This is a genomic window from Streptomyces sp. G5(2025) (assembly GCF_049542075.1).
Classification (GTDB): domain Bacteria; phylum Actinomycetota; class Actinomycetes; order Streptomycetales; family Streptomycetaceae; genus Streptomyces.
Window position 1 is genome coordinate 3308306 of the sequence record NZ_JBMUZT010000006.1, and the last position, 20963, is coordinate 3329268.

Annotated in this window: 14 protein-coding genes; 10 read left to right on the forward strand and 4 right to left on the reverse strand. The window is 72.9% G+C overall.

What is annotated here, in order from left to right; genetic code table 11:
- The first annotated feature begins 21 nt into the window (after nucleotides 1–21).
- The 5 genes from ACOBQB_RS25775 to ACOBQB_RS25795 all read left to right on the forward strand — a co-directional run bounded on the left by ACOBQB_RS25775 (nucleotide 22) and on the right by ACOBQB_RS25795 (nucleotide 8535).
- Entirely contained in the window at nucleotides 22–1827 is a 1806-nt protein-coding gene (locus ACOBQB_RS25775) for a trypsin-like serine peptidase (protein ID WP_423594679.1), read from the forward strand.
- Nucleotides 1824–4289, forward strand: coding sequence for a tetratricopeptide repeat protein (locus ACOBQB_RS25780; protein ID WP_423594681.1), 2466 nt, complete (start codon nucleotides 1824–1826; stop codon nucleotides 4287–4289). Before ACOBQB_RS25775 ends, ACOBQB_RS25780 begins: the two co-directional genes overlap by 4 nt.
- Nucleotides 4286–5746, forward strand: a complete 1461-nt coding sequence (locus ACOBQB_RS25785; protein ID WP_423594683.1) for a hypothetical protein — start codon at nucleotides 4286–4288, stop codon at nucleotides 5744–5746. The genes ACOBQB_RS25780 and ACOBQB_RS25785 overlap by 4 nt, the downstream gene beginning before the upstream one ends.
- Nucleotides 5747–6046: 300 nt before the next feature.
- Nucleotides 6047–7213: a hypothetical protein gene (locus ACOBQB_RS25790; protein WP_423594685.1), complete on the forward strand. Its 1167-nt coding sequence runs from the start codon at nucleotides 6047–6049 to the stop codon at nucleotides 7211–7213.
- On the forward strand, nucleotides 7210–8535 hold the full coding sequence (locus ACOBQB_RS25795) for an extracellular solute-binding protein (RefSeq protein ID WP_423594687.1): 1326 nt from the start codon (nucleotides 7210–7212) through the stop codon (nucleotides 8533–8535). Before ACOBQB_RS25790 ends, ACOBQB_RS25795 begins: the two co-directional genes overlap by 4 nt.
- A 38-nt stretch (nucleotides 8536–8573) precedes the next feature.
- Here ACOBQB_RS25795 and ACOBQB_RS25800 read toward each other — a convergent pair whose 3' ends face one another.
- Together ACOBQB_RS25800 and ACOBQB_RS25805 are read right to left on the reverse strand one after the other, a co-directional pair.
- A complete protein-coding gene (locus ACOBQB_RS25800) occupies nucleotides 8574–10436 on the reverse strand; it encodes an MFS transporter (protein WP_423594689.1) in 1863 nt (620 codons plus the stop codon).
- Between the two features lie 216 nt (nucleotides 10437–10652).
- On the reverse strand, nucleotides 10653–13388 hold the full coding sequence (locus ACOBQB_RS25805) for a D-alanyl-D-alanine carboxypeptidase (protein WP_423594691.1): 2736 nt from the start codon (nucleotides 13386–13388) through the stop codon (nucleotides 10653–10655).
- Nucleotides 13389–13606: 218 nt separating this feature from the next.
- Here ACOBQB_RS25805 and ACOBQB_RS25810 point away from each other — a divergent pair, with 218 nt between their 5' ends.
- From ACOBQB_RS25810 to ACOBQB_RS25820, 3 genes are all read left to right on the forward strand, one after another.
- Nucleotides 13607–14368 carry a GOLPH3/VPS74 family protein gene (locus ACOBQB_RS25810; RefSeq protein ID WP_423594693.1) on the forward strand — a complete coding sequence of 254 codons (762 nt, stop codon included), beginning with the start codon at nucleotides 13607–13609 and terminating at the stop codon, nucleotides 14366–14368.
- A gap of 416 nt (nucleotides 14369–14784) precedes the next feature.
- Entirely contained in the window at nucleotides 14785–15642 is an 858-nt protein-coding gene (locus ACOBQB_RS25815; protein ID WP_423594695.1) for a helix-turn-helix domain-containing protein, read from the forward strand.
- Between the two features lie 236 nt (nucleotides 15643–15878).
- Entirely contained in the window at nucleotides 15879–16088 is a 210-nt protein-coding gene (locus tag ACOBQB_RS25820; protein WP_423594697.1) for a DUF397 domain-containing protein, read from the forward strand.
- A 127-nt stretch (nucleotides 16089–16215) separates the two neighbouring features.
- On the opposite strand, the gene ACOBQB_RS25825 is transcribed toward ACOBQB_RS25820, so the two are convergent.
- Nucleotides 16216–17130 (reverse strand): hypothetical protein, encoded by a 915-nt coding sequence (locus tag ACOBQB_RS25825; protein WP_423594699.1) that lies wholly within the window; start codon nucleotides 17128–17130, stop codon nucleotides 16216–16218.
- 89 nt (nucleotides 17131–17219) lie between these two features.
- Between ACOBQB_RS25825 and ACOBQB_RS25830 the strand changes: the two genes are divergently transcribed.
- Together ACOBQB_RS25830 and ACOBQB_RS25835 are read left to right on the forward strand one after the other, a co-directional pair.
- Nucleotides 17220–18029: an SDR family oxidoreductase gene (locus ACOBQB_RS25830; RefSeq protein ID WP_423594701.1), complete on the forward strand. Its 810-nt coding sequence runs from the start codon at nucleotides 17220–17222 to the stop codon at nucleotides 18027–18029.
- A gap of 217 nt (nucleotides 18030–18246) precedes the next feature.
- Nucleotides 18247–19827, forward strand: coding sequence for a sodium:solute symporter family protein (locus tag ACOBQB_RS25835; RefSeq protein ID WP_423594703.1), 1581 nt, complete (start codon nucleotides 18247–18249; stop codon nucleotides 19825–19827).
- Here ACOBQB_RS25835 and ACOBQB_RS25840 read toward each other — a convergent pair.
- A complete protein-coding gene (locus ACOBQB_RS25840) occupies nucleotides 19812–20930 on the reverse strand; it encodes an ADP-ribosylglycohydrolase family protein (protein ID WP_423594705.1) in 1119 nt (372 codons plus the stop codon). The genes ACOBQB_RS25835 and ACOBQB_RS25840 overlap by 16 nt on opposite strands.
- Nucleotides 20931–20963: the final 33 nt, after the last annotated feature.

Sequence of the window (20963 nt, forward strand, 5' to 3'; positions counted from 1 at the left end):
GCGCGCCTATCCTGAGGAAGCATGGGGGACGGGGACAAAGGGCAGGGACATCTCGGCGACGGCGTGAACGCCCTTGCCGATCACGGCGGTTGGCGGGTGCGGCTGCGGCGGTGGGCCGCGTCGGGGAGCGGTGACGTCCTCGGCGCCGGGGTGCTGTTCGGCAGCGATCACGTGCTCACCTGCGCCCATGTGATCCGCGACCCGGTGACGGGCCTGCGCCCCGCGCGCGTCCAGGTCGAGTTCCCGATGCTCCAAGGGCTGACGCGCACCCTGCGCCGCACCGCGGCGGTGGCGGCCGGGCACTGGGTGCCCTCCTTCGGCAAGGCGCAGGGCGACCTCGCGCTGCTCGTCCTGGACGAGCCCGCGCCCGTGCCGTCACTGGTCACACTGCACCGCACGCTCGACTACCGGGGCGCGCCGGTCCTCATCGACGGCTTCCCCGAGTACCAGTCGGGCGGCGAGTGGCTGACCGGTGCCTGCATGGGCCCGGGCGGCGAGGGCGACGAGCGGGTGCAGATCGACCTGACGGGGGCGGGCAGGCTGCGCGGCGGGTTCAGCGGCTCCGGGGTGCGCGAGGAGGGCGGCGACCGGCTGCTCGGCATCGTCGCGCAGGCCGACGAGAGCGGCGAGCACGGGTACATGATCCCGGCGGCCACGGTCGCCAAGTACTTCCGCAATTTCGCCGAGCGGTACGTGACGGGGCCGCACGCCGTGCCCGGTCACCGGGTCGTGTCGGCCGCTGCGGCCCGCGCGGCCCGCCCGCACGGCCTCCAGCGCACCGTCACCCGCTGGCTGAACGGCGACGACGACGCCTGGGACACCGAAGTCCTCTTCATCGCCGAGGACGACGAGCGGGCCCGCCAGGCGCTGTACGTCGTCCTGAACATGGCCGACCGGGAACAGGCGCCGCACCTGGCCGTGAGCCCCCTGGACGCCGCGGAGCCGGACCCCGGAGCCCGCGACCCCGCCGAGCCCGGCGCCCCGCTCCTGTCCCGCGCCGGCATCGCGCCCCGCGTCGGCAGCATCGGCCTCGTCCTCGACCTGGAGGGCGCCGCCCTCGACGACCCCGACCGGCCGGAGCTGCGCGAGGCCCTGGCCGTGCTGCGGCACGAGCTGCGGCACGCCGCGCGGCGGCACACGGCCCCGCGCCGCCGCCCAGCCGTCGCCGTGCTGTACGGCGACCGGTCCCCGACCGAGCCCGCCACGGCGGTGCGGATTCTGCGGGAACTCGCCGACGCCGGGGCGCGGTTGCTGCTCGTCATGCGCGACAGCACGCACGGCTTCCCCTACGTCATGGCCGAGCGGCTGCTGCCCGCCGATCGGGCCGCGCGGTGGCTCCAGCGGATCGGCGCCCGCGTCGACGAGCTCGCCGACACCGAGCGGCGTGCGCGGCGCCTCTTCCACCGCGTGGAGCCGCACGTCGTGGACCCGCCGGTCGCCACCGGGTACGCGGCGCGGGCCACGCTGTGGACCGTGCAGCTCAGCGACGAGCTGCGGCCGCTCACCGGGCGGGGCGGGCCGCGCTTCCTGGAGAAGCTCTCGTACGCCGAACAGGCCGTGGACACCTACCTCTTACGGGCCCGGGCCGCCGAGGACGAGCTGCGGGAGGTGCTCGACGGGCATCTGCGGCTGCGCGGGCTGCTCCGCGACCATCTGGCGCGCCTCGCCCGGCGGGGCCTCGCCGAGCACCCCGACGCGATCGGCCCTTACCGCGAGGCACAGCGGCTCCTGATGGCGGGGCCGTGCCCGCTCGCCGACGCGGAGCGGGCCGTGGAGGCGTTCGCGCGGGTGGTGCGGCGCCTGGCCGAGGCGGACGGTGACGCGTGAGCCCGGTCAAGACCTGCCCGCACCCCGGCTGTTCGGGCACCGTCACGCCCACCGGGTACTGCCTCGCCAGCGGTGAGCGCGTGGACCCGCAGACGGGGCGGCACTCGGCGCCCGTGCCCGGCCGCCCCGGCCCCGGCAGCGCTCCGGACCCCTCCGAGCCGCCGCCCTCGTACTCCTCCGCGTCCTCCTCCGCGTCCTCCTCCGGCGATCAGGAAGGCTCCTCCCAGCACTGGATCGTCGGCCCGGGGCCCGTCGCCGCTCCCCCGGCGCGCCCCGCCGCCGTCGCGCTCCCGCCGGAGCACCCCGACCCGACGGTCCTGCCCGAGATCACCTTGCTGGACCGCGCCGACAGCGAGAGCGGCGACGCGGCCCACCTCGCCGCGCCCGGCTCGCTGCCGCTGCCGTCCGGCACGCTGCTCGCGGGCCAGTACCGCCTGGTGCGGCCGCTCGGCTACGGCGGCATGGGCGAGGTCTTCCTCGCCCGCGACACGAAGGTCGACGACCGTGCCGTCGCCATCAAGATGCTGCACGCGGACCTCGCCACGGACTCGTACCGCCTGCTCAAGGGCGAGCGCAAGGAACTGGTCGACCTCAACCACGACGGGTTCATCCGGGTGTTCAACTACGGGCACCACGAAGGGATCGGCGACTTCCTGGTCCTCCAGTACGTGGACGGGCTCAACCTCGAAGAGGTGCGCGCCCGCGCCCGTGAGCACCCCGAGGAGTTCGGCAACGAGCGGTTCCTGGAGTTCGCCCTCGCGTACGGCGTGCGGATCCTTGCCGGGCTCGCCCATCTGCACGCCCCCGAGCGCGGCAAGGTGTACGGCGACCTGAAGCCGCCCAACGTCATGCACGACGGCTCCACCACCAAACTCATCGACGTGGGAAGCGTGCGCCGCGCGGGCGCGCCCGGCCTCACCACCTCCGTCTACCGTGCGCCCAGCGTCGGCGACCACGGCGAGTCGCTGCCGCAGGACGACCTGTTCAGCCTCGGCGAGACGCTGCGCAGCCTGTGCGGTCTCGGCGCCACCCGCCACGACCTGGCGGAGCTGGCCGCGCTCGGCCCGCTGGACGACCCGGCCGCCGGGCACCGCGGGCTCGGCCTGGTCTCCCTCGCCCGTGCCCTGCGCCGCGCCACCCGCACCCGGCGCGCCGACCGCTTCGCCACCGCCAAGGAGATGGAGGAGCAACTGCGGGGCGTGTTCCGGGAGTTGCGCTCCCTGCGGACGGGCGTGGAGACCTTCGAGCCGTCGCCGCTCTTCTTGCAATCGGCGTACGCGCTGGACGGCGGGCTCGGCGCCGCCCCCGAGGTGTCGCGCTGGGCCACCCCCGACGCCCCCGACTCCCCCGACGTCGCGGCGTCCGCGCCCCGTTATCCGGCCCCCGGCCCGCCCGAGGTGGCCCGGCGGCTGCCCGTGCCGCGCCCCGACCCCGACGACGACCACCACGGCGAACTGAGCAGGCTCAGCGACGACGACCCCGAGGCGCTGCTCCAGCACACCGGCGACTGGCGGGACTCCCCCGAGGTGCATCTGCTGCGCTGCCGGCTGCGGCTTCGCGTGGAACCGCACGGCGACCCCGGCGCCCTGCCCGCCGCCGAGACCGCGCTCGCCCTCGCCGAGGACGCCATAGGCCCGGCGCGGGCGCCCCACGACTGGCGGCTCGACTGGCACCGCGGGCTGCTCGCGCTCGCCCGCTCCCGGGTGGCGGAGGCGCGCGGCCACTTCGACCGGGTCTACGCCGCGATCCCCGGGGAGTACGCGCCCAAACTGGCCCTCGGCCACTGCGCCGAACACCTGCGGCGACCGCACGAGGCGCTGACGTTCTACGAGGCGGTGCGGCTGCGCAACCCCTCGCTGGGCAGCGCGGCGTTCGGCGCCGCCCGCGCCCGGCTCGCCCTCGGCGGCCCCGACGCCCTCGCCCATGCGATCGCCGCGCTGGACGCGGTGCCCCAGCACTCCCGGCACCGCACGGCCGCCCGGACCGCGGCCGTGCGCATCCGCGCCGACCACGCGCGGGACGCCGCAGGCCTCGGCACGACGGTGCGCGCCCTGGCCGGGCTGTTCTCCGCGCACGGCCTGACCGACGAGCAGGCCCGCGTACGGATGAAGGCGGAGGTGTGGGGCGTCGCCCAGCGCCTGCTCGCCCCGCCCGACGGTGCCCCGCGGATGACCGGCGCCGAACTGCGCGCCGTCGCCGAACGGGCCGACCCGCTGCTGGAATTCCCCGCCGACGAACGCGCGCTGCGCAAGGACCTCTCCCGCTTCTACCGGGGCCTGGCCCTCCAGGCCGCCCGCGACGCCCCGCCGCGCGCCACCGAGACGCCGCTCGCCGAACTCCTCCTGGACCGCGCCTACGCGGTACGCCCCTTCGCCTTACGACACCACAGGGACACCCCATGGCCGGGCAAGAAGATCAAGGACTGGATCAGGCACAACATCCCCGCGCAGCCGGGCGGTTGAGTACGGGCAGTGGCCCCCGCGCCCGCGTCGGCCTGGAGGTGAGCCAGGTCGTCGAGCTGCCCCGCCCCCGCCTGCCCGGCAGCGCGGAACCGGCGCGGATGTACGCGGTCCTCACGGTGACGGTCCGCAGACCCGGCGCCGCACCGCCCGACGCCCTCGGCGCGAACGAGCGGGGCCCGGCGGCGGGGGTGCGTCGCCCCCGCCTCGCGGAGGTGCTGCTCATCGACCACTCCTCCTCGATGGTGATCCCGCCGAGCCGTCTGGCCGCCGCGCGCGCCGCCGCCGTCAGCGCGCTGGCCAAGCTGCCGGACGGCGCGCTGTTCGCCCTGGTCGCCGGGGGCGACAAGGCCGCCATGATCTACCCCAGGCGGCCCGGCCTCGCCGTCGCGCACGCCGAGTCACGGGCCGCCGCCGAGGCCGCCCTGTACGACTGCACACCGGGCGGCGGCACCGCGATGGGCACCTGGCTGGAGCGGGCCAGGCTCCTCTTCCGCGAACTGCCCGCCGCCGGGTCCGGCTCCGCCGACTATGTACGCCACGCCCTGCTCCTCACCGACGGCAAGAACGAGCCGGGCTACGAATCGCCCGACGACCTGCGTGCGCGCGTCGAGCGGTGCGCGCGGGTCTTCGACTGCGACGTCGTGGGCATCGGCGACGCCTGGGAGACCGAGGAACTGCTGCTGATCGCGGGTGCGCTGGGCGGCCGGATCCGCGCCGTGGAGGACCTCACCCGGCTGCCCGGCGAGCTGGCCGCGCTCACCGGCCGCGCCGTCGAACGCGACGTGACCGGCCTGCGGCTGCGCCTCTACCACCGGGCCGGGGTGCGGCCCGTCTCCTTCGAGCAGGTGCACCCCACGCGCACCGGTCTCACCCCGGCGCACGTCGACGTGACCGGCGTCAGCACCGGCGCGGGCGGGCCCGTCGAGGAGTACGAGCTGGGCCCGTGCGGCGAGGAGACCCGTGCCTACCTCCTCTGCGTCGCCGCGCCCTACGATCCCACGCAGCTCGGCAAGGAACTCCTGCTCACGGAGGTCGAGATCGACGCCGGGGAGCAGGCGCGGCACCTCGAACTGCCCGCCCCGCAGCCCGTCCTGATGCGCTGGACCGACGACGCCGACCTCTACAGTCGCCTGGACCCCCAGGTCGCCCACTACCAGCACGAGGAGGAGCTGCACCGCACCTTTGAGCGGGCCTGCGCCGAGCTGAAGCGGGGCGCGCGGGAGTCCGCCGAGGCACTCCTCGGCACGGCCTGGCGGCTCGCGGGAGAGACGGGCGACACGGCGATGCGGGACCACCTGCGGCGCCTCGTCCGCGTCGAGGACACCGGGCGCGGCACGGTACGGCTCCTGGACCACATCGCCCGCTTCGACGTCGAGGCGGCCCGCATCCAGTCGAGCATGACGGTCCTCCCCGGCGCCCGCCTCCCCGGTGCCCGCCCTCCGGGTGGCCGCCGATGACCCCCTCCCGGCACCGGCCCTGCCTCACCGCCACGGCCACCGCCACCACCACGGCGGAACGGCCAACCACCGGGTCGGCGCGCCTCTCACCACGAACCGCCCCACCCCAACCGCACCGCACAACAACCACCCGCACCCTCGGCGGCGCCCGATGACAACTCCCCGGCACACCACCCGCCTCATCACCACCGCCACCACCACGGCGGAACGGCCAACCACCGGGTCGGCGCGCCTCACCACGAACCGCCCCACCCCAACCGCACCGCACAACAACCACCCGCACCCCCTCGGCGGCGCCCGATGAGAGCCGCCTGGCGCGCCGTCCGCCTCGTCGCCGCCGACGCGGCGCGCCGGCTGCTGCGTCACCTGTGGGCCGCCCCGCTCGCCGAACGCACCCGCAACCGCGCCTACTTGCGCGAGCGGCTCGTCGCCCTGCCGCTGCTCACCGTCGTCGCTGCCGTCGCCTTCGGCTGGGCGTACGCCGAGATCCGTTCCGACACGACGGCGCTGCGCGACAGCTACACGCCCGCCCTCGGCGACCTGGCCGACGCGGAGATGTCCCTGCGCATCGCCGACCGGGAGGCCGAGCGGAGCCTGGCCGCCGGGGAGTCGGTGCGGCTCAGCGGCATCGGCAAGCGCTACCTGACCCGCACCACACGCGCCACGCAGAGCCTCAACCAAGTGGCCCGCAGCGGCGCCCTGACCACCGCCGAGCGCCAGGAGCTCGACGTGGTCTCCGGTCTCGTCGTCGACTACGGCACGTGGATCGACTTCGCGCAGGACAACGTCGGCGACCCACCCCTGCGCGCCGCCGGCCTCAGCTACGCCCGCAGCATGCTGTGCACGCCCCCCGCGCCCCCGAAGACGACGGGCCCCGGCGGCTATCCGCCGTGCGAGCCCGGCAGCGGCTCCGCCGCGACCGCCGTGGTGGACCGCATCTCCGCGCTGGAGGAGAGCCTGCGCGGCAGGCTGGCGGAGCGGGCCGCCCTCGGCGGCGGCGTGCTCGCCGCGGCCGGGGTCGCCGCGACCTCCCTCGCCCTCCTCGGCCTCGGGCTGTGGCGCACGCAGGTCTTCCTGCGTCACCGCTTCCACCTGCGGGTCAGCGTGCCGCTGCTCGTGGCCTCGCTGCCGTTGCTCGCCGTGCCGTTCCTGACGGCCGACGCGGTGCTCGCCCACCGCGCGCAGCAGCGCGTCGTCACCACTGCGCACCAGCTGTCCCGCGCGACGTCACCCGCGATCGAGGCCACCGTCGAGGAACGGCCCTTCGGAACGCCGCACCCGCGCCTGATCGCCTCCCTGGACGCCCGGGCCGACCGCGACCTGGCCGGGGGCCGCCTGTCCGGACTCGGCGGGGCCGCGCCGTGGGTGGCGCCCGTGGGTTTGCTCAGCGCGGCCCTCAGCTACGTCACGCTGCACTCCTACCGCCGTGAGTACGTCCTCATCTCCCGCTCGGGGGCCGCCCTGTGAACCACACCCGGACCCACACCCGGACCCACGCCCGCGCCGCGTTCCGCGGCTTCCTCGCCGCCTGCCTGCTCGCCGTCACCGCCGGCGCCTGCACGGACGAGCAGCCCGCGACGCTCGTCGTCCTCGGCCCCTGGACGGGCGAGGAGGGCGAGGCCTTCGAAGCGATGCTGAACAGACTCGACGACGGCACGGGACAGACGTACACCTACCAAGGGACCCGTTCCCTGCGCGAGACGCTCGTCGCGCAACTGGAGGCGGACGCCCCACCGGACGTGGCGATCCTCAACAGCGTCGGTGAGCTCACCGAGTACGCCCGCACCGGCCGGCTCAAGCCGCTCACCACCACGGCCGCCGCCCGCGCCTACCCGCCGTGGGCGCCGCCCCTGTCCGTCGACGGCACGCGCCGCACCTACTGGGTGCCGCTGAAGGTCGACCTGAAGAGCCTGGTGTGGAGCAAGGCCGACAAGGGGGCCCGCTCCGCCGCCGCCCCGAAGTGGTGCGTCGCCCTCGCCTCGCAGGCCACCTCCGGCTGGCCGGGCACCGACTGGGTCGAGGACATCCTGCTCCACCGGGCGGGCCCCGGGGCCTACACCGAGTGGGCCACCGGCCGCCTCAGCTGGCGCGACCCCCGCGTCCGCGACGCGTGGACGACCTGGGCCGCACTCCTCGGGAAGCGCTCCAAGGCCTCCGTCGACCAGTCCCTGACCATGACGTACGTGGGCACTCCCGACCCGGCGGCGAAGAGCGGCGGGGCCCCGCGCGGCCTGCTCGGCTCCATGACGCCGCGCTGCACGCACGAGCACCAGAGCGCCTTCATCCGGTACGTCTACGCGGGCGACCGGGTCCGCGTCGACCCGGCGGCGGGCTTCCTGCGCGGCCGCCCCGCCCACGACGGCGCCTACGAGGTGGCGGGCGACATGGCCGCCGTCTTCAGCGACGACCCGGCGGCCCGCACCCTCGTCGAGCGCCTGTCGGGCGGCACGGCCCGCACGCTGTGGCGCTCCGAGGCGAAGAAGGAGCTGCGGCCGCTCTTCCCGGACGCGGCCGACCCCCAGCCCACCGACCCCACAGGACGCCGCATCGCCGAGATCCTCACCCGCGAGGCGGACACGCTCTGCTTTGACGCCTCGGACGTGATGCCGCCGGGGCTGCGGGACGCCTTCCACCGCGCCGTCCTGCGGTACTTCAGGGACCCGCGGGACGCCCGGCTCGACGAGCTCCTGGCGCAGCTGGACGCGGTACGCGAGGACACCGCGCCGGACACGGGCACGGGCACCGGCACGCTGCCCGCGTCCGGCGTCTGCGCACCGCCCGGCGGCTGAACCCGCCGGGCCACGAGCGCCGGGCCACGAGCGTCAGGTCAGCGGAGCAGCTCCGGCGGGCAGGGCGTGCCGCGCGGGATCTGGTAGGGCGAGCCGAGCCGGTAGACACCCGCCTTCGGGGCGATCAGCTCGGTCCACTTGTCGCCCGCCCGGTCCTCCGCGGACTCCAGCAGACAGCCGTTGACGTTGGCGTACTCCTTGGGCAGGTCCTCGTCGCCCGCGCGGCGCCGCTGGGACTCCTCGGTCTCCTGGGGCCGCGCCACGCCCTTGCCGTCGGCGTCGACGACGCTCAGCCACGGCGAGTACGGGATGCGGATCAGGATGCGGCCCGGCTTCTCCACGCGGAGCGTCATCTGGCCCTGCTCGGCCCGCTCCACCACGGCGTGCGGCTCGGCGAGCGGCGTCGGGTCGGTGACCTCGTACAGCTGCCAGTTGTCGTCGGCCCACACCTTCTTCAGGTAGGGCAGGCCGTTGTCGATGAGCTGCGCCTCCCGCTTGCCGCCGTCGCCGTCGGGCTCGCCGTAGGGCAGCACGACGTAATGCACGGACCAGCGCTTCAGCCACTCGTGGTAGTTCGCGGAGTTGAGGGTGTCGTCGTAGAAGAGGGGGTTGCGCTCCATGTCGGCCTGCCGGTTCCAGCCGCGGGCCAGCTGGACGTTCTGGGGCAGCGCGGAGGCCTCGCGGTGGCTGCGGGCGGGCACCACCTCGACACGGCCCTTCTCCGCGCCGACCTCCTGCAATTCGTTGAGCAGCGGCGCCAGCTCACGCGACCAGGAGGCGGCCGGCGTGGTGTGGATGATGTCGTCGACGGTCTTGTACCCCACCCACCCGGTGAAGACGGCGAAGGCGAGCACTGTCGCGTACCACTTGCGGGACTTGCGGACGGTGTACGGCAGGGCGGCGATCAGCGCGACGCCCGTGAAGGACATCGCGAGGCGGGTGATGTTGGAGCCGATCTGCGAGCTGATGATCCACACGCCGAGGACGAACGCCGCGTACACGGCCGTCGTGATCCGCACCGTCGTCCACTGCTTCGGTACGACGAAGTAGACGGCTACCGCGAACAGCAGCGGCAGCGACGCCGACCAGAAGGACATCGGCTGCGTCCCGGAGAACGGGAAGAGCCACGCGGAGACGCCCACCACGACGGCGGGCGCGAGCCCCAGCGCGTACGCGCCCGGGTAGCGCTTGCTGAGGAAGAGCGCGACGGCGACGAGCCCCACGAAGAGCCCCGCCACCGGGCTGCCCATCGTCGCGAGCGCGGCGAACGGCGCGGCGACCAGGGCCTTCGCCCACCGCTTGTAGCGCCAGCGGTGCGGCCAGCAGAAGACGGCGGCGACCGCCATGAGCGCGAACATCTGACCGAGGCCGAACGTCACGCGGCCCGATATGGCGTTGCACAGCAGCGCGAAGACACCCGCGAGGGCGGGCCACATCGGTTCCTTCACCGCGCGGCTGCGCACCAGGATCATGGTGAGCAGCGCGGCGGAGATCGTCCCCGCGATCATCATCGTGGTCCGCACGCCGAGTACCGACATCAGGTACGGCGAGATGACGCTGTACGACACCGGGTGCATGCCGCCGTACCAGGCGAGGTTGTACGCCGAGGCGGGGTGCCGGCCGACGAACTCCGCCCAGGCGTCCTGCGCCGCGAGGTCGCCACCGCTGTTGGCGAACACGAAGAACCAGACGATGTGCAGCACGCCGGCGAACACCGTCACGGTGAGGACCGGGCGGCGCAGGAGATGCTGCTTCCAGGTGGCCCAGGGGGTGTGCGGCCGGTCGGCACCGGTGGTCTGTGCGGACGACAGTGGTATTCGCGGGCCGGTGCCGCGGCCCGCGCCCTCGCTGCCGTCCGGCTCGGTCCCTGCGTCGGCGCGCGTCGGCTCCGCTGTTGCCACTGGAGGCTCTCTCTCCCCGTGTCGTCCGTGTTCCGGAGTACCCGGGTTCGAGCCGGCGAGGGTCCGTCCCGGACACCCCGTCCTCGGCCCCGGCGTACTGCCCCCCGAGCTTGTGACGCTAGCACGCAGACGCGGGGGAAAGCCCGGGGTGGGGCCTTCCCCCGCGAGGGTTCGGCGTGTTCGCGCCATTGATCGGCGGGCGCGCCCGCCGACGTGTCAGCCGACGCGCTTGAGCTTCGCGCCGAGGCCGGGTTCCGCGAGATCCTTCTGGAGGGCGACGGGCACCTCGACGGCGTCACCCTTGCCGTCGCCGACGCTGAGCACGCCGACCTCGGTGCCGGCCTTCGCGGTGTGCGGCACCGGCTTGCCCTTCGGCTCCGTCATGTGCAGTTTCACCGTCAGGCCGGGCCAGCCCACCGCGGAGACGTCCTTGGTGGCGACCACCGGGGTGGTGCCGCCGAGGCCGTCGTCCACATGGCCGACGACGTCGCCCTTCTTCACGATGGTCTTGGCGGTCAGCGCGTCCTGGCCGGCCTCGATGAGCTTGCGGGTGACGCCGGTGACCTCGTCGATGTTGGCGACGCCGTTCTTGCCGAACTGGCCGAGGGCGGCGCCGATGATCGTCTGCGTCTCGCCGCCGACCTTCTTCTCCGCGGCGAAGAGGATGTTGCCGCCCGCGGCCGTGGTGGTGCCGGTCTTGATGCCGATGGCGACGGTCGGGACGAGGCCGAAGAAGTTGTTCTGCTTCTCGTTGTTGAGGTCCTTGTAGCTGGGCTGGCGGGAGATCTCGTTGAAGACGGGGTTCTTCATCGCGGCCCGGCCGAGCTTCACGAGGTCCTCGGCGGTGGAGACGGTCGTCTTGTCCAGACCGCTGGGGTCCGTGTAGTGGGTGTTCTTCATCCCCAGCTCCTTGGCGGTCTTGTTCATCTTCGCGACGAACGCGTCCTCGGAGCCGCTCTTGGAGTCCCAGCGGGCGAGCAGCTTGGCGATGTTGTTGGCGGACGGCAGCATGACCGCCTGGAGCGCCTCGTACTGGGTGATCTTCTGGCCCTCGGCGACCCTGACGACGGACTCCTGCTCGGCCTTGCCCGTCTCGTAGTGCTTCTCCGCGGCGGCGTCCACGGGGATCTTCGGGCCCTCCTTGCCCTTCTCCAGCGGATGGTCCCGAAGGATCACGTAGACCGTCATGACCTTCGCGATGGAGGCGATCGGTACGGGCTTCTGGTCGCCGGACGTGCCGAACGAGCCGATGCCGTTGACGTCCATCGCGGCCTGGCCCTGGGACGGCCACGGCATGGACGGCTTGTCGCCCCCGAAGGACACGGACTGCTCCGCGGTGAGCTTCAGGGTGGGGGTGGGCAGCGGGCGCACAACCTGTACGACCGCAAAGACGACCACCAGGAGCAAGACGATCGGCGTCCAGATCTTGACCCTGCGCACGGCGGTGCGGACCGGGGTCTCGGGCGGCGGCGGGGTGTTGGTCAGCTCGGCGAGCAGATCCAGCGGGGGCTTCGGCGGCAGCGGCTGCTGGGTGGTGGGCTCGACGGGAGCGGAGGGCTGCGCGGCGGCCTTGGCCCCGCCGGCCTTGGCCCCGGCCTCGGGCTCGACCTCGGGCTGCGCGCCGGGTGCGGCCTTAGGGGCGGCGGTCTTGGGCGCGGCGGTCTTGGGAGCGGTCTTGCCGGACGGCTCGTCGAGCGGCTTCAGGGCGACGAACTTGCTGGTCCGCTCGGAGTCCCGCTCTGCCTTTGCATCCCCCTTTGCGTCCCCCTTTGCGGGTGCCTCGCCACCGAGCTTGAGCATGGTGGTCGGCTGATCCACGTCCGGCTTGCGCGACGGCGCCTTGAAGACGGCGGTGGCTTGATCGACACCGGTGGTCTTGGGGTCGGTGGGCTTGGGGTCGTCGGACGTGGGGTCGTCGGACGTGGGGTCCGTGGCCTTGGGGTCCGTGGCCTTGGGGTCGGTGGCCTTGGGCTTGGCGTCACCGGGCTTGGGGGCGTCGGCCTCGGGCTTGGGGGCGTCGGCCTCGGGCTTGGGGGCGTCGGCCTCGGGCTTGGGGGCGTCGGGCTTGGGGGCGTCGGGCTTGGGGGCGTCGGGCTTGGGGGCGTCGGCCTCGGGCTTGGCGTCGGCACCGGACTTGGCCTCAGCGGCGGGCTTCGCGTCGGCGCCGGGCTTCGCGTCGGCGCCGGGCTTGGCGGGCTTCGCGTCGGCCAGGGGCTTCGCGTCGCCGCCGGACTTCGTGGCCTCGTCCCACTTCACATCGGCGCCACGCTTGGGGGCACCGCTCGGCTTCGCGTCAGCACCAGGCTTGGGGTCACCGCTCGGCTTCGCGTCAGCACCAGGCTTGGGGTCACCGCTCAGCTTGGCCTCGCCGCTCGGCTTCGTGCCACCGGCGGGCTCCGCAGCCCCCTCGGACTTCGCGTCGGCGCCAACCTCCGCATCCCCGGCAGGCTTCGCAACGTCACGCCCGGTGGATTCCGCCTTCGCGGAAGCGTCGCCCCCGGCGGTTCCAGCGCCCCCGGAGGCGGTGTCACCCCCGCCGGCCTTGCCACCGGAAGCACCGCCCCCAGCCTCAGCAGGACCGTCACTGCGGGACTTGGGGCCGTCGTCCTCCCCCGAAGCACCGGGCACCCGGGAGCCGTCCCGATCCGCCTCCACGTTCTCGTCGTCCGAGCCGGCCACCCACGCCGCCACGGCGTCCCGCAGCCGCCCGTCGCCGGCTCCCTCGCCGCCGGAGGACTCACCGCCCCGCCCGTCGGAGACACCCTTCGTGGAGAAGACCGCCGTCGCCTGGTCCTTGCGCGCCGCGGGGACCTCACGGGCCACCGCCAGGCGCGGGTCCCGTTCCTCCGGTGCGGGCACAGAAGGATCTGCCGCAGTCGGGTTCCCCGACGACTTCCGCTGCTTCGACCTGTCGGGGGTCTCGCCCGCCACCGATGCCTCCTCGTACGCCATGCCGTATGCCGATGCTGACGCGGCCGAGCCCGGCCGTGCGCCAAAACCGGTCCGGACCCCACTGTCCGAACCGTGTACCAGTGTCCTGTGTGAGGGCTTAACCCCCGTGGTAGACGAGAACGACATACCTACTGGTTCCAGTACATCCCGCCCACGCGCTCTCGACAGACCAATGTGAGAGGGGTCACCCTGTCATTCATCCACGCGGGGAGGCATGGATGGGCAGGAGCCGCAGAACAATTCCGGAGGAGCTTCTGCTGCTCGCTTTGGACCCGGCCACGGGTACCACGGCGCAGCCGCAGTCGCTCGACCTCGGTCTGGCCGGAGCACAGCTAGTGGAGCTGGCGCTGGCCGGACGGATAGCCCCAGACGGGGATCGTATCGCCGTGGTGATGCCACGGCCGACCGGAGATCCGACTCTGGACTCCGCACTGGAACTGCTGCGCAGGCGCGGCAGCCCGGTTCGGGCCGTCCACTGGATCGGCGGGCCCCGACTGGGGCTGCGCCAGACGTATCTCTCGCACCTGGAGCGGTGCGGCATGGTTCATGCCGTGGCGGGTCAGATGTGCGGAGTGCTGCCGACGACTCGCTATCAAGCGACGGATACAGCCATCAGCCGGGAGATCAGGTCCCGGCTCGATGCGGCGATCCGCACCGGCGTACCGCCGGACCCGCGGACCGCCGCGCTCGCCGCTCTGGCCCACGCGGTCGGTCTCGGCAAGCATCTGTATCCCGGGAACGAAGGGCGTTCATCCCGCTCCCGTCTCCGGGACCTCATCAGGCACGACCCGATGGGCGGTCTCGTGGCACACGCCGTGATGGACGTCCAGAACGGTGTGGCGGCTCAGCCACGCCGCAGCGCCGCACCGGCGGGCCCCGCGGGTCCCGGCGGCCGGCAACCGGCCAGGGCGGCGGCGGAACCGGACCGGATCCCGATGCAGCCGCGCCGCGGTTCCATGGCCCGCGCCGTGGCCCACTGAGTACGGCGAGCGGACCCCGCCTCGCGGCCGCGCACCGCACGGCGTGACCGCATGGCATGACCGCACGGCGCGTCAGCGCACACACCACCGCATCACAGCACCACCGCACCACCGCACCGCCGCGTAAACGCACCCGCACCCGCACCACCGCACCCACCGAACCAGCGCCGCACCGCAGTCCCCCAGACCCGGTACGGGAGCCGCTGGGCCGCGCGGGGCGCGGCACCGGACCGTCCGGACGACGACATCCCGGTGCCGCCACCCCGCGCGGCCGCACGTCCGCACATCCGCACCTCTATACGCCGCCCGCACGTTCGCACATCGGCTGTTTCCCAGCGGTGCCACACACCTTGGTGGCACTCTGCTGAGCAGTAGATACGCAAAACCAAGGCAGGCAAGCCGGAGGTGCACGTCCCGTGGCGTCCAATGTCAATCCCACCGTCAGGCGACGTCGCTTGGGTCAGGAGCTGCGCCGGCTCCGTGAGCTCAAGGGCATGACGGCCGAGGAGGTCGCCGAGCGGCTGCTCGTGTCGCAGTCGAAGATCAGCAGACTGGAGAACGGCCGCCGCTCGATCAGCCAGCGCGACGTCCGTGACCTGTGCGGTGTCTACGAGGTCGAGGATCACCGCATCGTCGACTCCTTGATGCAGATGGCCAAGGACTCGCGCCAGCAGGGCTGGTGGCACTCCTTCGGCGACATCCCGTACAGCGTGTACATCGGTCTGGAGACGGACGCCGCGTCCTTGCGCGTGTACGACCCGCAGGTCGTCCCCGGCCTGCTCCAGACCCGTGGCTACGCCGAGGCGCTGATCACCGGCGCGCTACCGGAGACCACGACGACCGACATCGAAAAACGCGTCCAGGTGCGCATGCGCCGCCAGGAACGCATCGCCGCGCCGGACAACCCGCTGCGTCTGTGGACCGTTCTGGACGAGTCCGCGCTGCGCCGCGTGGTCGGCTCACGGCAGCTGATGCGCGAGCAGTTGGAGCATCTCCTGGAGCAGTCGCGGCTGCCCCACGTGACGGTCCAGGTGATCCCCTTCGAGCTCGGCGCCCACCCCGGCCTGAACGGGCAGTACGCGATCCTGGAGTTCCCCGACGCGGCGGACTCCAGCGTGGTCTACATCGAGGGCGTCACGAGCGATCTGTACCTGGAGAAGGCGCACGACGTCCAGCAGTACAGCGTGATGTACGAGCACCTGCGGGCGCAGGCGCTCAACGTGGAGCAATCACGCCAGCTCATCGCGGGGATCGCGAAGGACTACGCCCGCTGAGCCACGGGCCGCTGCCGAGGCGGCGGACCCGCCCCCTCGCGTGAGGGCGCCGCACGGTACACCTTTGCCGGGGCGGGGCGGAAGGCCCACCTGGTATATGCCATCCGGTCGAGTGAACGGCCCCTTCACGCACCGAGGTTGGCGAGTAGCGTCATTCACGCCATCGAGCAAGAGCGCTGGCGCACACCGCGGTCATGCGGTGGGAGCAACTCACCAACTTGCAAACCGGAGAGAAAATGGCAATTCAGCAGGGTGTCTCGCATGCCTGGGTCAAGTCCTCCTACTCCACCGGAAACGGTGCGTGCGTCGAGGTCAAGTCACCGCGGGCGACCGGCATCTCGGTGCGTGACTCCAAGGTCGTCGAGGGTCCGGTCCTCGCCTTCCCCGCCGACTCGTGGAACGCGTTCGTCACCGAGGTGAGCCGGGGGGCTGCCGATCTCGCGTGAACCGGCAGCACGGGCCGGTGATACCGGTACGCAACAGAACAACCGCAGCGCCACAACCGGATAAGCAGCACCGTATGAGCCCTCTCGACTGGCCCGCCGTCCCGGCCGAGGGGGCTCGGCCTTGCGCTCAGCGCAGCCGGTCGACGTACAGGTCCGTGCCCGGCACCGTCGGGATGAAGGGCGCGACCAACTCGACCCGCCCGAGCCCGGACCGGGCCACGGCCGCGTCCCGCCCGGTGAAGTGCGCCTCCCAGCACTCCCGCGGGTCCTCCTGGAGGAACCACAGCAGCGTCAGCCGGGTGCCCACGCCCTCCACCTGCTTCACGTACGTCATCCGGTCGCCCGGCAGCGGTGTCGGCCGGAAGACCGTCACCATCGCGGCGGGCGCGCCGGCGAGCACGCGCGGCAGATGCCGGGACCGCAGCCACTCCAGCAACTCCGGTCTGCGCCGCGGCCCTTCGGCGTCGATGACCTCCAGCACCAGCCCCTTGTACGGATGGTCGAGCGCGTGGAAGTCACGCGGGCCCGCCGCGCCGTCCCGGTAGACGGTCGCCTCGTGGTCCTGGAAGGCGGTGAAGACGTGGGTGCGCTCCTGGTGGACTCGGCCGTCGCGGTTCAGCCGCTTGTTGATGCCGACGGTCCACTTCATGTGGTCGTCGTAGCGGCCCTCCGTCACCCAGTACGTGGACAGATAGCACCCCGCGGTGACCGGCTCGGCGATCGCTGACTTCTCGGGGTAGCGCAGGAGTTGCAGGTCCCGCGTGGCGACCCAGCGGCGCCCCGCGTACATCCAGGGCATGGCCATCGCGCCGGCGTAGTAGTGGTCGTCCTCGTACCAGCGGTTGTACGCGAACTCGTGTCCGGGGTGCGGCTCGACCATGGTGATGAGGGCGTGTCCCGGGCGCACGCCGTAGGGCCCGACGGCGGCCAGTTCGGCGTACACGTCACTGCGGGTGGCTTCACTGCGGGTGGCTTCACTGCGGGTACCTGCACTGCGGGTGTCCCCACTCCGGCTGTCTTCACTGCGGGTGGCCTCTCCCATGCCTCTCCCCTGCCTCTCTCTTCCGTCCTCCTGTGGCCGCCCATACTCTGACGGCCCGTCAGGAAAACTGCCAGAGCCGGGAGGGCTCCATGCCGCCGTCGCTGTCGTCACCGTCGCCGCTCCTCGGAGGAAAGACCGTCGTCGTATCGGGGGTCGGGGCCGGACTCGGCCACCAGGTGGCGGCGGCCGTGGTGCGGGACGGGGGCAACGCCGTGCTCGGTGCGCGCACGGAGGCGAATCTCGCCAAGTCCGCCGCAAGTATCGACCCCGGGGGCGCGCGCACCGCGTACCGGGCCACGGACATCACCGACGAGCGGCAGTGCGAGGCGCTGGCCGCGCTGGCGCACGACCGCTTCGGCGGGATCGACGCCGTCGTCCATGTCGCCGCCTGGGACAGCCACTTCGGGGGCCTGGAGGACGCGGACTTCGAGACCTGGCGCGGTGTGGTCGACGTCAATCTGCTCGGCACGCTGCGGATGACGCGGGCGTGCCTGCCGGCACTGAAGGAGCGGGGCGGGTCGGTGGTCTTCGTCGGCACGCAGTCGGCGGTGGCGGCGCCCTCGGAGGTGCGTCAGGCGGCGTACGCGGCGTCGAAGGGGGCGCTGACCTCCGCGATGTACTCCCTCGCGCGGGAGCTCGGACCGCATCGCATCCGCGTCAACACGGTGCTGCCGGGATGGATGTGGGGGCCGCCGGTCGAGGCGTACGTCCGGTTCACCGCGGGGTCCGAGGGGGCTCCGGAGGCGGAGGTGCGGGACCGCCTCACGGCGCGAATGGCTCTGCCGGACCTGGCCACGGACGGGGATGTGGCGGACGCGGTGGTGTTTCTGGCGTCGGAGCGGGCGCGCTCCATCACTGGGCAGTCTCTTCTGGTCAACGCGGGGGAGGTGATGCGGTGACCGAGTCTCCGTGCGCTCCGAGTGGTTCACCCATGTGAACGTGAATCAGAAAAAAGAACGATTTTGCCTGCTCTTGACCCTACCCCCAGTTGTCGCCGACGTATGCCCGAACCCACGATGAGCACGCACTTCCGGGTCGTTCACGTCTTCCACGGCCGGTACGGGCGAAGTGCGAGCCATTATGCGCAGTTCACCAGGCCGACCCCTGGAGGGCCATATGAACAGTCTCGACTGGGCCGTGCTCATCGGCTACTTCGGCGTGATGGTCGCGATCGGCGTGTGGTCCCACAAGCGGGTCGACAACGTCAGCGACTTCTTCACCGCCGGCGGCAAGATGCCCTGGTGGCTGTCGGGCATCTCGCACCACATGTCGGGCTACAGCGCGGTGATGTTCACCGGGTACGCCGGGATCGCGTACACCTACGGCGTGACGTCCTTCGTCACCTGGTCCTTCCCCATCGCGCTCGGCATCGCCATCGGCGCGCGGCTCTTCGCGCCCCGCATCAACCGGCTGCGCTCACGGCTGCACGTGGCCTCACCGCTCGAATACCTCAAGAACCGCTACAACCTGAAGACGCAGCAGGCGCTCGCCTGGTCCGGGATGCTACTGAAGATCGTCGACGTGGGCGCCAAGTGGGCCGCCATCGCGACGCTGCTCGCCGTCTTCACGGGAGTGTCGCTGAACCAGGGCATCCTCATCACCGGAGTCATCACCGCGATCTACTGCACCATCGGCGGCCTGTGGGCGGACGCGCTCACCGAGCTGGGGCAGTTCATCATCCAGCTCTTCGCGGGCATCGCGATGTTCGTGGCGGTCGTGGCCGAGCTCGGACCGCACGGCGGGTTCTTCGGCGTCTGGGACGAACCCGAGCTGGCGGGCCACGCGAAGCCGCTGGTCGGGCCGTACGGCACGGTCTTCCTGCTCGCGTTCCTCTTCATCAAGCTCTTCGAGTACAACGGCGGCATGCTCAACCAGGCGCAGCGCTACATGGCGACCGCCAACGCCAAGGAGGCCGCCCGGTCCGCGAGGCTCTCCGCCGTCCTGTGGCTCGTCTGGCCGCTCGTCCTCTTCTTCCCCATGTGGATGTCGCCGCTCCTGGTCGACGCCAAGAAGCCCGACGGCTCGGACGCGTACGCCCTGATGACCGAGCAGCTGTTGCCGCACGGCCTGTTGGGGCTCGTCATCGTCGGCTTCTTCTCGCACACCATGGCGATGTGCTCCTCCGACGCCAACGCGATCGCCGCCGTCTTCACCCGGGACGTGGCACCCGTCCTCTCCGCCAGGGCGAAGGTCTGGTCGGAGCGGACGGGCCTGCTCGCCGCCCGCCTCACCACGGTGATCTTCCTGGGGCTGTCCATGGCGGTGGCGACGCAGGTCAACTCCCCCACGTTCAAGGACATCATCACGGTCGTCATCAAGTGGGTCGCCGGTCTGATGGGGCCGATCGCGATCCCGATGATGCTGGGTCTGCTGCGCACCTTCCGCAAGTCCGGCCCGACCGCCGCGCTGACCAGCTGGGGCGCCGGTCTCTTCGCCTTCTACCTGGTCAACTACCCGATCGACGACGCCGTCGCGGGCGGCGTGGCCCTCCAGTACCAGGTGTCGATCCCGCTGGCGGTCTCGCTGGTCCTCTACATCGTCATCGGGTACGTGAAGCCGGAGGACACCCCGGAGCGGGACGCGCTCATCGAGCGGATCAACACGGATGACGACGGCCCGGCCGGCTCGGCGGGTTCCGCGGGCGCGGCGGCCGTGCCCGCCCCGGCCCCGGCCCCCTCGCCTCAGCCGCGCGGATAGCGGGCCAGCCAGCCCGGCGCGGACACGGCGGGGCCGTGCAGCGCCGGGCCCTGGGTCATCTCCATGGCGAAGTCGTCCGCGAGCTCCAGGACCGTGGGCCTGCCCTCAAGCTCCGTGAGCCAGCCCGGCGGCAGCGCCGTCTCCCCGTGCAGCGCGCCGAGCAGCGCCCCGCACAGCGCCCCCGTGGCGGACGACGGCCCGCCGTGGTTGACGGCCAGGCGCAGCCCGTGCCGGATGTCCTCGCCGACCAGGGCGCAGTACACGGCGACGGCAAGCGCCCCCTCGGCCGTGCCGTCCCCCAGCAGCTCCTCGGCGCGCGCCGCCGTGGGCATGCCCTGGCGTACGGCGCCCAGCGCGTGCCGCAGGGCGTCCGCGACGGGCGGGTGGCCGGGGTGGGCGGCGAGCAGGGCCAGGGTCCGCTGGATCGCGCCGTCGAGGGACTCCCCGCGGGCGAGGCCGTGGACGATGACGGCGTGCGCGCCGGCCGCGAGGTAGGCGGTGGGGTGGCCGTGGGTCTGGACGGCGCCCTCGACGGCGAGCTGGAGCACGAGCTGCGGCTCCCAGCCGACGAGGAGGCCGAACGGCGCGGACCTGGCGGCGGCCTCGGGACCGCGCTCCTCGGGGTTCTTGGGTCTCTCCAGGGTGCCCATGACGGCGTTGCCGAGCCCGAGGAGGCAGGCGCGGGACGGGTCGCGGCGGGAGTAGAGCCACTCCTCGCGGGCGAGCCAGCCGTCCTCCTCGCGCCGCTCGTCCGGCCCCCAGTCGCTCTGGGTGGCGGCCCAGCGGCGGTAGGCGCGGTGCAGGTCGGTCGGCGGGTGCCAGGCGCCGGTGTCGCGGCGCACCTGGGCGCGTATGAGTCCGTCCACGGTGAACAGGGCGAGCTGGGTGGCGGCGGTGACGGCGCCCCGTCTGCCGTACGCGGGCGCGGGCTCGGTGAGGCCTTCGGTGCCGTGCGCCGTGCGTATCGCGTCGAGGGAGAGTCCGTCGAGGGGCGCCCCGAAGGCGTCGCCGACGGCGGCCCCGAGGAGCGTGCCGCGCACCCGGCTGCGGAAGTCCTGCTGCTCGGCGCGGCCCCAGACACCGGTGGCTGCTGCTGTGCCCACCGGACCTCCCTCCGTGCCTCGACCCGTTGCGAC

What these genes read in the sequence shown, in the direction of transcription:
- ACOBQB_RS25805 (WP_423594691.1), bottom strand. Translation starts at nt 13,388, where the DNA reads ATGGCGTACGAGGAGGCATCGGTGGCGGGCGAGACCCCCGACAGGTCG.
- ACOBQB_RS25830 (WP_423594701.1), top strand. Translation starts at nt 17,220, where the DNA reads ATGCCGCCGTCGCTGTCGTCACCGTCGCCGCTCCTCGGAGGAAAGACC.
- ACOBQB_RS25825 (WP_423594699.1), bottom strand. Translation starts at nt 17,130, where the DNA reads ATGGGAGAGGCCACCCGCAGTGAAGACAGCCGGAGTGGGGACACCCGC.
- ACOBQB_RS25820 (WP_423594697.1), top strand. Translation starts at nt 15,879, where the DNA reads ATGGCAATTCAGCAGGGTGTCTCGCATGCCTGGGTCAAGTCCTCCTAC.
- ACOBQB_RS25790 (WP_423594685.1), top strand. Translation starts at nt 6,047, where the DNA reads ATGAGAGCCGCCTGGCGCGCCGTCCGCCTCGTCGCCGCCGACGCGGCG.
- ACOBQB_RS25775 (WP_423594679.1), top strand. Translation starts at nt 22, where the DNA reads ATGGGGGACGGGGACAAAGGGCAGGGACATCTCGGCGACGGCGTGAAC.
- ACOBQB_RS25810 (WP_423594693.1), top strand. Translation starts at nt 13,607, where the DNA reads ATGGGCAGGAGCCGCAGAACAATTCCGGAGGAGCTTCTGCTGCTCGCT.
- ACOBQB_RS25835 (WP_423594703.1), top strand. Translation starts at nt 18,247, where the DNA reads ATGAACAGTCTCGACTGGGCCGTGCTCATCGGCTACTTCGGCGTGATG.